This window comes from Pelomonas caseinilytica (assembly GCF_021353235.1).
GTDB classification, from domain to species: domain Bacteria; phylum Pseudomonadota; class Gammaproteobacteria; order Burkholderiales; family Burkholderiaceae_C; genus Pelomonas; species Pelomonas caseinilytica.
The window spans coordinates 636,700-650,031 of the sequence record NZ_JAJTWT010000001.1 but is presented as its reverse complement, the minus strand read 5'-3'; the positions used below and the strand labels follow the sequence as shown (position 1 = coordinate 650,031).

Here is a 13,332-nt window from a genome sequence, read left to right as displayed (position 1 = left end):
CGAGGCTGCGGCCGTTTCAACTCCGCTTCATCGTCATGCACGCCTCCTCCCTGCTCGCCGGCCTCCTGCTGAGCCTGGCCGCCCAGGCCGCGCCCACGCTCGGCAGCCTCACCTTGCCCGGCGACGACGCCAGCGAAGCCATCACCCTGTTCTATCCCACCGCCGCGGCCGGCCGCCCCGAAACCCGCGGTGACCTGCAGCTGAACCTGGCCGCCGGCGCGCCGCCGGCGCCCGGCAATGGGCGGCTGGTCGTCATCTCCCATGGCTCGGGAGGCGGCCCTTGGGTGCACACCACCCTGGCCGCGGCCCTGGTGGAGGCCGGCTTCGTGGTCGCCCTGCCGCTGCACCGGGGCGACAACTGGCGCGACCCCGGCCACCCGGGGCCCGACAGCTGGACGCTGCGGCCGGCCGAGGTCAGCCGCGCCATCGACCGTGTGGCGGCGGACCCGCGCTTCGCCGGACTGGCGCTGGACCGCGTCGGCGGCTTCGGCATGTCGGCCGGCGGACACACGATGCTGAGCCTGGCCGGCGGCGTCTGGTCGCCCGAACGCTTCCGCGCCCACTGCGAGCAGCATCTGGCCGAGGACTTCGCCGCCTGCGTGGGCCTGGCCACGCGCCTGACCGGCGGCTGGCTGGACGGCTTCAAGCTCTGGCTGGCGCAGCGCGTGCTCAACGCCCGCTTCGCCGACGCGGCGCCGCGCAGCCACGTCGACCCCCGCCTCGCGGCCGTGGTGGCCGGCGTGCCGCTGGCGGCCGACTTCGACCCCGGCAGCCTGGCGCGGCCACGGGTGCCTCTGGGTCTGGTCACCGTGGGGCGCGACCGCTGGCTGCCAGCGCGATTCCACAGCGACGTGGTGCTGGCCGCCTGTGCCTCCTGCGAGCACCTGGCCGACCTGCCGGAGGGCGGCCACGGCGCCCTGCTGGCGCCCGCGCCGCCGCCCAGCCAGCTCGGCTCGCTCGAATGCGCCCTGATCTGCGACCCGCCGGGCTTCGACCGTGCCGCCGCCACGCCGCGGTGGGTCGTGCCGACGGTGGACTTCTTCCGCCGCCACCTGCTGGGTGGACTAGCGCAGGGCCTGGTCCACCCAGGCCTGGAGCTGGGCCGCCGTCATCGCGCCGCTCTGCCGGGCCAGCTCGCGGCCACCGACGAAAAGCAGCGTCGTCGGGATGCTGCGGATGTTCAGGCTGGCGCTGGAGCGGGGCGCGGCGTCGCTGTCGACCTTGACGAAGCGCAGCTCGGGACGCGCGGCGGCCAACTGCTCGAAGTGCGGCGCGTAGGAGCGGCAGGGGCCGCACCAGGTGGCCCAGAAGTCGACCAGGACGGGCGCTTCGGTGCCCTGCAGATAGGCAGCCAGGTCGGCATCGCCGAGGGCCACCGGCTTGCGCGGCGCGACCGGCTGGCCGCAGCGCCCGCAGACGGGGTCGTCGCCGAGGCGTTGGTCAGGCACCCGGTTGCGGGTGCCGCAGTGGGGACAGACGAGCAGCATAGGAGCCTCCTCGAGTCACTGTAGTCCACGCCCGCCGCGGACATGAAAATTGTTCGCGTCGCGATGCCGCGAACCTGGGCTCCACTGGCGGCCTCGCAACTCCGAGGCCGCCACCATGCACCTCCCGCACCGCCAGGGCCACGCCGGCGCCGTGGTCCACGCCCCGCTCGGCTACCTCAGCCCCACCGACGAGAGCCCCGTCAACTACATGTTCGAGCCGCCGCCCGGCGTGCCGCGCGAGAGCGTGCCGGCCGACGTGCGCCAGACTGCCATCGCCGATGCGCGCCAGGCGCTGCGGCCACCGTCGCTGGCGCGCGAGGGCTTCGAGCTGTGGGACGCGCCCTCACGGGTGGCCTGCTTCGACGACGAGGAGGAGGTCAGGCGGGTCTACCACGCCGAGTGCGTCGCCCTGGCCTTGCAGCTGACCGGCGGGCGCCGGGCGCAGGTGTTCGACCACCTCGTGCGCCGGCGCGAGCCCGGGCGACCCGCGCTGGCCTTGGGCCGCCCGGGCGACGGTCGTGCGCCTTCGGGCAACGGCCGGGTGCACAACGACTACAGCGAGGCCTCGGGGCGCAGGCGGCTGGCTCTGGTGATGCCGGACGAGGCGGCTCGTGGCACGGAGGTGGGCCGTTACTGCATCCTGAACTTCTGGCGTTCCCTCAACGGCCCCGTGCTCGACACGCCGCTGGCCGTCTGCGATGCGACCACGGTGCAGGCCGGCGATCTCGTGGCCAGCGAGATCCGCTATCCCGAGCGCAGCGGCGAGATCTACCAGTGCCTGCACTCGCCGGCCCATCGCTGGAGCTATTTCTCCGCCATGGATCGCCACGAGGTGCTGGTCTTCAAGCAGTACGACTCGCAGGTCAGCGGCGTGCCGCGCTTCACGCCGCATGCCGCCTTCGACCTGCCCGAGGTCCCGCCCGATGCGCCGCTGCGCGCCAGCATCGAGGCCCGCTGCCTCGTCCTGTTCTGAGGTGCCCCCATGACGCGACGCATCGAGTTCTGGTTCGACATGTCCAGCAACTACAGCTACGTGAGCTCCATGCGCATCGAGGCGGCCGCCGCCCGCGCTGGCGTGGGCGTGGCCTGGCTGCCCTTCCTGCTCGGGCCCATCTTTGCCGAGCTGGGCTGGTCGACCTCGCCCTTCGTGCTGCAGAAGGCCAAGGGCGCCTACGTCTGGCGCGACATGCAAAGGCAGTGCGCCAAGCACGGCATCGCCTTCCGGCGGCCGAGCGACTTCCCGCGCAAGGCCACGCTGCCCATGCGCATCGCCGCGGCCCATGCGGACGAGGCCTGGATGCCGGCCTTCTGCCAAGCCGTGATGGCCGAGAACTTCGCCCACGACCGCGCCATGGACGACGAGGCGCTGTGCACCGGCCTGCTGGGCGGCCTGGGCGCCGATGCGGCCACCGTGCTGGCGCAATCGGCCTCGCCCGAGGGGCGTGCGGCCCTGCGCCGCAACACCGAGCAGGCCCAGGGGCGGGGCATCTTCGGCGCGCCCACCTTCTTCGTGGGCGCGGAGATGTTCTGGGGCGACGACCGGCTGGACGATGCCCTGGCCTGGGCGGCCCGGCGCGAGTTCGGCGAGGGCGAATCGTGACGGCGGCGGCACCGGGCTTTTCGCCGTTGCCGTTGCGCTCGCCTTTCCTGGACGGGCGCATCGAGCTGTGGGTGGACGAGGGCCGGCCGCGGCGCTTCGGCATCCGCGTGCAGCCTCACCATTGCAACGGCCGCGGCCTGGCCCATGGCGGTTTCCTCTCCACCCTCGTGGACGTGGCGGCCGGCTACACGCTGGCGCCGCTGCTGCCGGCCTCGGCCGTGCTGGTGACGACCTCGCTGCGGACGGAGTTCGTCGGTGCCGCGAGGGCGGGTGACTGGCTGGAGTCGCGCGTGGACCGGCTGCGGCCGGGGCGGCGGCTCGGCGTCGTCGCCGGCGCCTGGCTGCGTGCCGGCGAGGAGGTCGTGGTGTTCTCGGCGTCCTTTCTGCGGCTGGACGCCGATGCCGCCGAGGCTATTTGACGATCAGGACCGGCAGCTCGATGTGGGTCAGCACCTTCTGCGCCTCGCTGCCGAGCAGCAGCGAGGCCAGGCCCTTGCGGCCGTGCGACGCCATGACGATGAGGTCGGCGCCCTCGCGCTTGGCGTGCTCGACGATGGCTTCCCAGGCGTGCAGAGCCTCGACGGTGTGGGCCTGGCAGGACAGGCCCTGGGCCGCCGCGGCGGCGCTGACGGCCTCGACGCGCTGGGTGGCGACGCGGCGCTGGGCGTCCAGGAACTCCTGCGGCGGCACCGGCTGGATCTCGGAAACGGCGCTGTAGGGGAAGGGCTCCATCACGCTGAGCGTCAGCAGCTGTGCGCCGTGCACCTTGGCGAGCTGGATGGCGGTGTCCACGGCGTGGGCGGTGATGTCGGAACCGTCCGTGGGGACGAGGATGCGCTTGAACATGCGGACCTCCAGTCGTTGCGATGGTGCAGAGTGTGCGCCGCCAGCGTGACGCCGAGTTTGCCGAGCGTCAAGCCGTGGCGATTGGCCGGGCGGGGTCGGCCGACCATTCGCTCCAGGAACCGGGGTAGAGCAGGCCGCTGCCCAGGCCGGCATGGGCCATGGCCAGCAGGTTGTGGCAGGCGGTGACACCCGAGCCGCATTGGTGGACGACGGCGTCGGCCGCGAAGGGCGCCAGCAGCGGTTCGAACTCGGCGCGCAGTTGAGCGGCGGGCTTGAAACGGCCGTCCGGGCCGAGGTTGTCCTTGAAGAGTCGGTTGCTGGCCCCCGGGATGTGGCCGGCGGCCTTGTCCAGCGGCTCGACCTCGCCGCGGAAACGCTCCGGCGCGCGGGCGTCGATGAGGCGCACGCGGCCCAGCCGGGCGAGCAGGGTGGCGGCGTCGATCTGGCCGACGAGGGGGGCGCCGGGCTGCCAGTCGGTGGGCGTGGCGGCGGGCGGCGCCTCGGTCGTCCACTCGCCGTCCCAGGCGCCATCGAGCACGGCGGCCTCGGCGTGGCCCAGCCAGCGCAGCATCCACCAGGCACGCGCCGCGTACATGCCGCCCTGGCGGTCGTAGGTGACCACCTGGCGCCCGGTGCGCAGGCCCAGGCGCCGCATCAGCGCGGCGAAGGCGTCGCGCTCGGGCAGCGGGTGCCGGCCGCGGAAGGCGCCATCCGGCCCGGTCTTGGAGCCGGCGAGGTCGCGGTCGAGGTGCAGGTAGAAGGCGCCGGGGATGTGGCCGGCGGCGTAGGCCCGCTCGCCGGCCGAGGTGTCGGCGAGGTCGAAGCTGCACTCGAGGATGAGCGGGTCGGCGACGGCGCGCAGTTCCGTGGCGGAAATCAAGGTCGTGAACGACATGTCGAAGCTACTCCGTGTAGTGACTTGCCCAGCGACTGCCGCGGAACCGGCTTTGCCGGGCCGCTGGCAGTGCCCCCTTGAGGGGGCGCGCGAAGCGCGTAGGGGGTGGGTTCAGGATTCAGCGGGATTGAACTGGCTGTCCTTGGGCGGCGGGGCGGCCTTGTTGCGCAGCAGCGTCGCGGCGAGGCCCGCACCGATGATGAGCAGCATGCCGACGGTGGCCGACAGCGTCAGCGCGTCCTTGAACAACAGCATGCCGTAGACGAAGGAGAACACGATGCCGAGGTATTGCAGGCAGGCGTTCACCAGCGGCTTGCCGGTGCTGTAGGCGCGGGTCAGCGACAGCTGGGCCGTGGTGGCCAGCAGCCCGACGGCCAGCAGCAGCGTGGCGCCCCAGGCGGAGTGCCATTGCAGCCCGCCCTGGGTGACGGCCGTGACGACGGCGCCGGCGATGGCGCCGCCCGCCGAGAAGTAGAAGACGACGCGCAGTTCCGGCTCGCCGGCGCGGCCCAGGGCCGTCACCTGCAGGTAGGCCATGGCTGCCAGCATGCCCGACAGCAGGCCCGCCAGGCCGTGCCAGAGCTGCTGCTGGTCCAGCGTGGGGCGCAGGATGAGGGCCACGCCGACGAAGCCGAGCAGCACGGAGGCCATCAGCTTCCAGTCCAGCCGCTGCGCCCCCAGCAGCACGGCGCCGCCGAGCAGGAACAGGGCCATCCAGACCGACGACATGTAGTTCAGCGTCATGGCCGTGGCCAGGGGCAGCTTGCCGATGGCATAGAACCACAGGCACAGCGAGGTGACGCCGGAGATGCTGCGCCACAGGTGCATGCCGGGCAGGGCCGTCCGGAGGCTGAGGCCGCGCTGGCGGCTGATGAAGGCCGTCATGGCCATGCCGACCAGGCCCCGGTACATGACGATCTCGCTGGCCGCGTAGAACTCGCTGGCCAGCTTGACGCAGACGCCCATGGTGGCGAACAGGAAGGTCGCCAGGACCATGAGCAACGGGGCCGGCATCAGGCGGTGCGGTCCAGGTTCTCACCCATCTGCTGCCGGAACCATTCATGGAAGTGCTGCATGCCGTCTTCCATCGGGCTCTGGTAGGGGCCTGCCTCGTCGTCGCCGCGCATCATCAGGGCCTTGCGGCCGGCATCCATGCGCTCGCCGATCTCGTCGTCCTCGATGCAGGTCTCCATGTAGGCGGCCTGGTGGGCTTCGACGAAGTCGCGCTCGAAGGCGGCGATCTCCTCGGGGTAGTAGAACTCGACAAGGTTGAGCGTCTTCTGCGGACCCATCGGGTGCAGCGTGGAGACCACCAGCACGTGCGGATACCACTCCACCATGATGTGCGGGTAGTAGGTCAGCCAGATGGCGCCGGCCTCGGGCGGGCGGCCCTCGCGGTACTTGAGGAGCTGGTCGTGCCAGCGCTGGTAGACGGGCGAGCCCGGCCGGCTCAGTTCCTTGTGCACGCCCACCGTCTGCAACGAGTGGTGCTTGCCGAACTCCCAGGCCAGGTCGTCGCAGGTGACGAAGCCGCCGAGGCCGGGGTGGAAGGGGCCGACGTGGTAGTCCTCGAGGTAGACCTCGATGAAGGTCTTCCAGTTGTAGTTGCACTCGTGGGCCTGGACCTTGTCGAGCACGAAGCCGGTGAAGTCGAGCTGGCTGCGCGGGCCGAGCCGGGCCAGCTCCGCCGCGACGTCGTGGCCGTTGTCCTCGAAGAGCAGGCCGTTCCACTCGCGCAGCGGGTAGCGGTTCAGGCTGAGGCAGGGGTCCTCTGCGAAATGCGGGGCCCCGATCAGTTCCCCCTGGTGGGAATACGTCCAGCGGTGCAGCGGGCAGACGATGTTGGAACCCGTATTGCCGCGACCCTTGAGCATCACCGCCTGGCGGTGGCGGCAGATGTTGGAGATGAGTTCCACGCCCTGTGCCGACCTCACCAGGGCCCGCCCTTCGCCTTCCTGGGGCAGGGCGTAGTGGTCGCCGACTTCAGGCACGGCGAGCGCATGCCCGACATACCGGGGCCCTCGCTGGAAGATGGTGGCCTGTTCGCGCTGGAACAGGTCGGGGTCGAAATAGGCGCTCACCGGGAGCTGGGTCCGGCTGCGTTGAAGCGCCGAGACGGGGAGGCTCAGGTCGGACATGATCCAGGGGGTCTTTCAGGCCTAACGGCGAATTTGGGGTGCTGCGTCCCTCCGGCGCATCTCGGGAACTCCGAGGCGGCCAGGTTGCTAGGTGGTGGAGAAAACGGGCCGCTGTGTGGCGGCCCCAGGGGAGGGCGGGATTCTACCCAGGCGGTCGCATTCCGGCCACAGCCGACAGGGCGTTACATCGGATGTCACACCCCCCTGACTACAATGCCCGTTTCGCGTTTTGAAATGAGCAAGACTTCCCCCCGCACCAAGGCCGCCGCGACAGACGGCAGCGAGCTCAGCTACGAGCAGGCGCTCGACGAGCTGGAGCGCCTGGTGGCGGCGATGGAAGGGCAGCAACTGCCGCTGGACCAACTGCTGCAGAGCTACCAGCGCGGGGCCGAACTGCTGGCCTTGTGCCGGGGCCGGCTCCAGGCGGTGGAGCAGCAGGTGAAGCTGCTCGACGGAGCGGAACTGAAGGCCTGGGAGGGCTCCTGAGATCATGGATGCAAAGGACTTTGACCATTGGGTCGACACGTCCCTGGCCGCCTTCGAGGCGGCGCTGGACGACCTGGTGCCGGCGAACGCGCCGGCCGGCCTCGGCGATGCGATGCGCTACGCGGTCCTCGGCGGCGGCAAGCGCCTGCGGCCACTGCTGGTGCTGGCGAGCTGCGCGGCGGTCGGCGGCGACAGCTTTGCGGCCATGCGTGCGGCCTGCGCGGTCGAACTGATCCATGCCTATTCCCTGGTGCATGACGACATGCCCTGCATGGACGACGACGTCATGCGCCGCGGCAAGCCCACCACGCACGTGCAGTTCGGCGAGGCCCAGGCCATGCTGGCGGGCGACGCAATGCAGGCCCTGGCCTTCGAGGTGCTGACGCCCGACAGCGGCATCGCCCCGGCCCTGCAGGCGCGTCTATGCGCTCTGTTGGCCCGTTCGGCCGGCCACGACGGCATGGCCGGCGGCCAGGCCATCGACCTGGCCAGCATCGGCAAGCGGCTCGACGAAGCCACGCTGCGCGACATGCATCGCCGCAAGACCGGCGTGCTGCTGCAGGCCAGCGTCATGATGGGCGCCGCCTGCGGGGCCACGTCGACGCAGGCGGCCCAGGCACTGTCCAGTTATGGCGCCGCCCTCGGGCTGGCCTTCCAGGTGGTGGACGACATCCTGGACGTCACCCAGGACTCCCAGGTGCTGGGCAAGACGGCCGGCAAGGACCAGGACGCCAACAAGCCCACCTACGTCAGCGTGCTCGGCCTTGCGCCCGCGCGTGCGCTGGCCCAGGAACTGCGGGCCGAGGCCAAGGCGGCGCTGGCGGCCAGCGGCCTGGCCGACGTCAGCCACCTCAGCCTGCTGGCCGACTCCGTCGTCGAGCGCGTCAATTGAAGGGTTTCGCCATGGAGTACACCCTGCTCAAGAGCATCGACAGCCCGGCCGACCTGCGCCGCCTGCCTCGCACCGAGCTGAGGCGGGTCGCCGACGAACTCAGGGCCTATGTGCTCGAGAGCGTCTCCAGGACGGGCGGCCACCTGGGCTCCAACCTCGGCACCGTCGAGCTGACCGTCGCCCTGCACTACGTCTTCAACACGCCGGAGGACCGGCTGGTCTGGGACGTGGGCCACCAGACCTACCCGCACAAGGTGCTGACCGGCCGGCGCGACCGCATGGACAGCCTGCGCCAGATCGGCGGCATCAGCGGCTTCCCGCGCCGCGACGAGAGCGTCTACGACACCTTCGGCACGGGGCATTCCTCCACCAGCATCTCCGCAGCCCACGGCATGGCCATCGCGGCCAAGCTCAAGGGCGAGGACCGCAAGGCCGTGGCCATCATCGGCGACGGCTCGATGACGGCCGGCATGGCCTTCGAGGCCCTGAACAACGCCGGCATCGCCCACGGCGGCCTGCTGGGCGACGTGCTCGTCATCCTCAACGACAACGACATGTCCATCAGCCCGCCCGTCGGCGCGCTGAACAAGTACCTGGCGCGGCTGATGAGCGGCAGCTTCTACGCCGCGGCCCGCGAGGGCGCCAAGAGCGTGCTCAAGAACACGCCGCTCTACGAGTTCGCGCGCAAGTTCGAGGAGCACACCAAGGGCATGGTCGTGCCGGGCACCATCTTCGAGGAGTTCGGCTTCAACTACGTCGGCCCCATCGACGGCCACGACCTCGACTCGCTGATCCCGACGCTGGAGAACCTGCGCGACAAGAAGGGTCCGCAGTTTCTGCACATCGTCACCAAGAAGGGCGCCGGCTACAAGCTGGCCGAGGCCGACCCGGTCAAGTACCACGCCGCCTCCGGCAAGTTCGACCCGGCCGTGGGTTTCGTCAAGCCGGCCACGCCGCCCAAGACGACCTTCACCCAGGTCTTCGGCGAGTGGCTGTGCGACATGGCCGAGGCCGATGCGCGCCTGGTGGGCATCACGCCGGCGATGCGCGAGGGCTCGGGCATGGTGGACTTCCACAAGCGCTTCCCGCAGCGCTACCACGACGTCGGCATCGCCGAGCAGCATTCGGTCACCTTCGCGGCCGGCCTGGCCTGCGAAGGGCTGAAGCCGGTGGTCGCGATCTACTCGACCTTCCTGCAGCGCGCCTACGACCAGATGGTCCATGACGTGGCCATCCAGAACCTGCCCGTGCTCTTCGCGCTGGACCGGGCCGGCCTCGTCGGCGCCGACGGCGCGACCCACGCGGGCAACTACGACATCGCCTTCACCCGCTGCATTCCCAACATGGCGGTGCTGACCCCGTCCGACGAGGACGAGTGCCGCCAGGCCCTCTACACCGGCTTCATGCACGACGGCCCGGCCACGGTGCGCTACCCCCGCGGCGCTGGGGTCGGCGTGGTGCCGGCCAAGGCCATGGCGGCCCTGCCCTGGGGCAAGGGCGAGGTGCGCCGCCGCGGCCAGCGCGTGGCCATCCTGGCCTTCGGCACCTTGCTCCATCCGGCGCTCGAAGCCGCCGAGCGGCTGGATGCGACGGTGGCCAACATGCGCTTCGTCAAGCCGCTGGACACCGAGCTGGTGGTGGAGCTGGCGCGCAGCCACGACGCCATCGTCACCGCCGAGGACGGCTGCATCATGGGTGGCGCGGGCAGCGCCGTGACCGAGGCGCTGAATGCCGCCGGCCTGACGGTGCCGGTGCTGCAGCTCGGCCTGCCCGACGAGTTCATCGAACACGGCGACCCGGTCAAGCTGATGAGCCTGTGCGGCCTGGACGCCGCGGGCATCGAGGCCAGCATCGTCAAGCGCTTTGGCGCCAGGCCGGTGGTGGTGCGCTCGACCGCAGTGCGCTGAGCAGCCGGTCCGCCAGCGGCTGTGTCGGCCGGTGCAGCGGGATCAATGCGCTGACTCGGTAGGGAATGGACACCGCCAGCGGGCGCACGACGAGGCCTCGCCCCGCACAGGCCTGCGCCGTCAGCGGGTTCACGATGGCCACGCCCAGCCCGGCGCGCACCAGTTCGCAGACCGCGACGGCGCTGTGTGTCTGCACGCTGAGCCGCCTGCGTACGCCGGCCGCCTCGAAGCGCGCGTCGATCTCGTGGCGGTAGGGGTCGTCGGCGGCCAGGCTGATGAAGGCGCCGGCCTCGAAATCCTGCAGTGCCAGGCGGCTGCGCGAGGCGAGGACATGGGCGGCGGGCAGCACGGCCACCTCGTCGGCTTCCAGCACCGGCTCGATCCGTACGCCGGGCAGCGGCGTGGCCTGCTCGGCCAGGCCCAGGTCGAAGCGCTGCTCGCTCATCCACGCGTCCAGCAGTGGCGGCTCGGCCGGGGTGATGTCGACGCGCACGCCCGGATGGCCGCCCAATAGCGCGGCCAGTGCGCTGGGCAGCAGGGCGTGGCTCAGGGCCGGCAGGCTGAGGACGCTGAGCTCGGCGTCGGCGTCGCGGCCCAAGGCCTGCGCCCGTTCGACGACACGGGCCAGCCCCTGGAAGCTGCGTTCCACCTCGTCGAACAGCGCCCGGGCCCGGGCCGTGGGCTTGAGGCGGCCCCGTTCGCGGTCAAAGAGCGGGTAGCCGAGCAGCTGCTCCAGCCGCGCCAGGTCGCGCGACAACGTGGGCTGCGAGGTATGCAGCAGCGCGGCGGCGGCGGTGACGCTTCCGGCTGTCATCACGGCGCGGAAGACCTCGATGTGGCGGTGCTGGATATCCATATCAGCATTGAATTGTGGGCCAACAAATTGCAATTTGATTGAATGGGTCGCCGCGGGCATCCTTGCGGCATGACCAAGCCCCTGCCCGCCGCCCTCAGCCCCGCTCGCCTGCAATCCCTGGCCGTCGACCACGGCACGCCGCTGTGGGTCTACGACGCCGCCACCATCCGCGAACGCGCTGCTTCGCTGCAGGGTTTCGACGTCGTGCGCTTTGCCCAGAAGGCCTGCTCCAACATCCACATCCTCAAGCTGCTGCGCGAGGCCGGCGTGAAGGTGGACTCGGTGTCCCGCGGTGAGATCCTGCGGGCGCTCGCGGCAGGCTATGTTCCGGGGGGCGACGACATCGTCTTCACCGCCGACCTGCTCGACCACGCCACGCTGGCCACCGTCGTCGAGCACTGCATCCCCGTCAACGCGGGCTCCATCGACATGCTCCACCAACTGGGCCAGGCCTCGCCGGGGCACGCCGTCTGGCTGCGCATCAACCCCGGCTTCGGCCACGGCCACAGCCACAAGACCAACACCGGCGGCGAGCACAGCAAGCACGGCATCTGGCACGCCGACCTGGGCGCGGCGTTGGCCGCCGTGCGCGAACACGGGCTCCACCTCGTGGGCCTGCACATGCACATCGGCTCGGGCGTGGACTACGGCCACCTCGCCCAGGTCGGCCAAGCCATGGTGGGCCTGGTGCGGGAGACGGTCGCCGCCGGCCACGACCTGCACGCCATCTCGGCCGGCGGCGGGCTGTCCATTCCCTACCGCGAGGGCGATGCGCGCATCGACGTCGACCACTACTTCGGCCTCTGGGATGCCGCGCGGCGCGAGGCCGAGGGCCTGGTCGGCCATCCGCTCACGCTCGAGCTGGAGCCCGGCCGCTACCTCGTCGCCGAGAGCGCGGTGCTGCTGGCCGAGGTGAGGGCGGTGAAGAACGCCGGCGCCAATCGCTTCGTGCTGGTGGACGCCGGCTTCAACGAGCTGATGCGTCCGGCCATGTACGGCAGCTTCCACGCGATGACGCTGCTGCCCCGCGACGGCGTCGCCAGGCCGCTGCAGGACACCGTGGTGGCCGGGCCGCTGTGCGAGTCGGGCGACGTATTCACCCAGGCCGCGGGCGGCGAGGTGCTGACGCGCGAGCTGCCCGAGGCTCGCGTGGGTGATCTCCTCGTCATCCACGACGCCGGAGCCTACGGCGCCTCCATGTCCAGCAACTACAACAGCCGGCCCCTGGCCGCCGAGGTGCTGGTGGATGGCGAGGCCAGCCGGCTGATCCGTCGCCGGCAGACCGTCGAAGAACTCCTGGCCCTGGAGGCCTGAAGGACGAGGACCGCCCTGCCGCGGGTTGCGGCGGCCCTGCCTTTTTGGGGAGTGGCTCGCGGCGCGAGCCGGGCGATGCTTAAGGCTCGCGAGTCGCGCGGGCTTTCGATGACGCCGCGGTGGGTGCGGCGCACACTCGCCCGTCCTGCCACCGCATTCCCGCGAAGGCCGTCATAGGCGCAATCAATATCGGCGATTTGATAAATGTTTTCAACCGAAAAACGATCTTCGATATAGTCTTGCCTATCCCTTCAACCCAGCCCCCACTGGAGCAACCATGTCCCTGATCAACACCCAAGTCCAACCCTTCAAGACCCAGGCCTTCCACAACGGCAAGTTCGTCGAAGTCTCCGACGAGACCCTGAAGGGCAAGTGGTCCGTGCTGATCTTCATGCCGGCCGCCTTCACCTTCAACTGCCCGACCGAAGTCGAAGACGCCGCCGACAACTACGCCGAGTTCCAGAAGCTGGGCGCCGAGGTCTACATCGTCACGACCGACACCCACTTCTCGCACAAGGTCTGGCACGAGACCTCGCCCGCCGTCGGCAAGGCCAAGTTCCCGCTGGTCGGCGACCCGACCCACACGCTGACCAACGCCTTCGGCGTGCACATCCCCGAAGAAGGCCTGGCCCTGCGCGGCACCTTCGTGATCAACCCCGAGGGCGTCATCAAGACGGCCGAGGTGCATTCCAACGAGATCGCCCGCGACGTGAAGGAAACGCTGCGCAAGCTCAAGGCCGCCCAGTACACCGCCGCCCACCCCGGCGAGGTCTGCCCGGCCAAGTGGAACGAAGGCGCCAAGACCATCGCCCCGTCGCTGGATCTGGTCGGCAAGATCTGATGCGTTTTGCAGGGAGCCCGGGAGGGCTCCTTCCCTCCGCAGAGCCCCTCAGGCTCTGCTGAAAGGGCCT

General features: G+C 70.6%; 14 protein-coding genes. 9 read left to right on the top strand and 5 right to left on the bottom strand.

Going from position 1 to position 13,332, the window contains the following annotated elements:
• Positions 1–35 precede the first annotated feature (35 nt).
• From LXT12_RS27205 to LXT12_RS03045, 4 genes are all read left to right on the top strand, one after another.
• Positions 36–1,511 (top strand): alpha/beta hydrolase family protein, encoded by a 1,476-nt coding sequence (locus LXT12_RS27205; protein WP_474100266.1) that lies wholly within the window; start codon positions 36–38, stop codon positions 1,509–1,511.
• Positions 1,512–1,602: 91 nt separating this feature from the next.
• Positions 1,603–2,460, top strand: coding sequence for a CmcJ/NvfI family oxidoreductase (locus LXT12_RS03055; RefSeq protein ID WP_233389323.1), 858 nt, complete (start codon positions 1,603–1,605; stop codon positions 2,458–2,460).
• A 9-nt stretch (positions 2,461–2,469) separates the two neighbouring features.
• The gene (locus tag LXT12_RS03050) at positions 2,470–3,087 is read left to right on the top strand and encodes a 2-hydroxychromene-2-carboxylate isomerase (protein WP_233389322.1); all 618 of its coding nucleotides are present in this window, start codon (positions 2,470–2,472) and stop codon (positions 3,085–3,087) included.
• Between the two features lie 32 nt (positions 3,088–3,119).
• On the top strand, positions 3,120–3,506 hold the full coding sequence (locus LXT12_RS03045; RefSeq protein WP_233389320.1) for a PaaI family thioesterase: 387 nt from the start codon (positions 3,120–3,122) through the stop codon (positions 3,504–3,506).
• Here LXT12_RS03045 and LXT12_RS03040 read toward each other — a convergent pair.
• The 4 genes from LXT12_RS03040 to LXT12_RS03025 all read right to left on the bottom strand — a co-directional run bounded on the left by LXT12_RS03040 (position 3,499) and on the right by LXT12_RS03025 (position 6,966).
• Positions 3,499–3,933 (bottom strand): universal stress protein, encoded by a 435-nt coding sequence (locus tag LXT12_RS03040; RefSeq protein WP_233389318.1) that lies wholly within the window; start codon positions 3,931–3,933, stop codon positions 3,499–3,501. The genes LXT12_RS03045 and LXT12_RS03040 overlap by 8 nt on opposite strands.
• Before the next feature lie 67 nt (positions 3,934–4,000).
• A complete protein-coding gene (locus LXT12_RS03035; protein ID WP_233389316.1) occupies positions 4,001–4,828 on the bottom strand; it encodes a sulfurtransferase in 828 nt (275 codons plus the stop codon).
• A gap of 111 nt (positions 4,829–4,939) precedes the next feature.
• Positions 4,940–5,842, bottom strand: coding sequence for a DMT family transporter (locus LXT12_RS03030; RefSeq protein WP_233389314.1), 903 nt, complete (start codon positions 5,840–5,842; stop codon positions 4,940–4,942).
• Complete coding sequence (locus LXT12_RS03025; RefSeq protein WP_233389312.1) at positions 5,842–6,966, bottom strand: aromatic ring-hydroxylating oxygenase subunit alpha; 1,125 nt, start codon at positions 6,964–6,966, stop codon at positions 5,842–5,844. Before LXT12_RS03025 ends, LXT12_RS03030 begins: the two co-directional genes overlap by 1 nt.
• A 234-nt stretch (positions 6,967–7,200) precedes the next feature.
• Here LXT12_RS03025 and xseB point away from each other — a divergent pair, with 234 nt between their 5' ends.
• From xseB to dxs, 3 genes are read left to right on the top strand one after another with little or no spacing between them, the layout of a single operon-like run.
• On the top strand, positions 7,201–7,452 hold the full coding sequence (gene xseB / locus LXT12_RS03020; protein ID WP_233389311.1) for an exodeoxyribonuclease VII small subunit: 252 nt from the start codon (positions 7,201–7,203) through the stop codon (positions 7,450–7,452).
• Between the two features lie 4 nt (positions 7,453–7,456).
• On the top strand, positions 7,457–8,344 hold the full coding sequence (locus tag LXT12_RS03015; RefSeq protein WP_233389309.1) for a polyprenyl synthetase family protein: 888 nt from the start codon (positions 7,457–7,459) through the stop codon (positions 8,342–8,344).
• 11 nt (positions 8,345–8,355) lie between these two features.
• Positions 8,356–10,251, top strand: a complete 1,896-nt coding sequence (gene dxs / locus LXT12_RS03010; protein ID WP_233389306.1) for a 1-deoxy-D-xylulose-5-phosphate synthase — start codon at positions 8,356–8,358, stop codon at positions 10,249–10,251.
• Here dxs and LXT12_RS03005 read toward each other — a convergent pair.
• The gene (locus LXT12_RS03005; protein WP_233389305.1) at positions 10,199–11,107 is read right to left on the bottom strand and encodes a LysR family transcriptional regulator; all 909 of its coding nucleotides are present in this window, start codon (positions 11,105–11,107) and stop codon (positions 10,199–10,201) included. The genes dxs and LXT12_RS03005 overlap by 53 nt on opposite strands.
• A 69-nt stretch (positions 11,108–11,176) precedes the next feature.
• On the opposite strand from LXT12_RS03005, the gene lysA reads away from it, so the two are divergent.
• Positions 11,177–12,421: a diaminopimelate decarboxylase gene (gene lysA, locus LXT12_RS03000; RefSeq protein WP_233389303.1), complete on the top strand. Its 1,245-nt coding sequence runs from the start codon at positions 11,177–11,179 to the stop codon at positions 12,419–12,421.
• 277 nt (positions 12,422–12,698) lie between these two features.
• Positions 12,699–13,262 carry an alkyl hydroperoxide reductase subunit C gene (ahpC, locus tag LXT12_RS02995; RefSeq protein ID WP_233389300.1) on the top strand — a complete coding sequence of 188 codons (564 nt, stop codon included), beginning with the start codon at positions 12,699–12,701 and terminating at the stop codon, positions 13,260–13,262.
• Positions 13,263–13,332 lie beyond the last annotated feature (70 nt).

Coding starts and splice junctions, on each gene's coding strand:
- ahpC (WP_233389300.1), top strand. CDS start 12,699: ATGTCCCTGATCAACACCCAAGTCCAACCCTTCAAGACCCAGGCCTTC.
- dxs (WP_233389306.1), top strand. CDS start 8,356: ATGGAGTACACCCTGCTCAAGAGCATCGACAGCCCGGCCGACCTGCGC.
- LXT12_RS27205 (WP_474100266.1), top strand. CDS start 36: ATGCACGCCTCCTCCCTGCTCGCCGGCCTCCTGCTGAGCCTGGCCGCC.
- xseB (WP_233389311.1), top strand. CDS start 7,201: ATGAGCAAGACTTCCCCCCGCACCAAGGCCGCCGCGACAGACGGCAGC.
- LXT12_RS03025 (WP_233389312.1), bottom strand. CDS start 6,966: ATGTCCGACCTGAGCCTCCCCGTCTCGGCGCTTCAACGCAGCCGGACC.
- LXT12_RS03040 (WP_233389318.1), bottom strand. CDS start 3,933: ATGTTCAAGCGCATCCTCGTCCCCACGGACGGTTCCGACATCACCGCC.
- LXT12_RS03030 (WP_233389314.1), bottom strand. CDS start 5,842: ATGCCGGCCCCGTTGCTCATGGTCCTGGCGACCTTCCTGTTCGCCACC.
- lysA (WP_233389303.1), top strand. CDS start 11,177: ATGACCAAGCCCCTGCCCGCCGCCCTCAGCCCCGCTCGCCTGCAATCC.
- LXT12_RS03050 (WP_233389322.1), top strand. CDS start 2,470: ATGACGCGACGCATCGAGTTCTGGTTCGACATGTCCAGCAACTACAGC.
- LXT12_RS03015 (WP_233389309.1), top strand. CDS start 7,457: ATGGATGCAAAGGACTTTGACCATTGGGTCGACACGTCCCTGGCCGCC.
- LXT12_RS03055 (WP_233389323.1), top strand. CDS start 1,603: ATGCACCTCCCGCACCGCCAGGGCCACGCCGGCGCCGTGGTCCACGCC.
- LXT12_RS03005 (WP_233389305.1), bottom strand. CDS start 11,107: ATGGATATCCAGCACCGCCACATCGAGGTCTTCCGCGCCGTGATGACA.
- LXT12_RS03035 (WP_233389316.1), bottom strand. CDS start 4,828: ATGTCGTTCACGACCTTGATTTCCGCCACGGAACTGCGCGCCGTCGCC.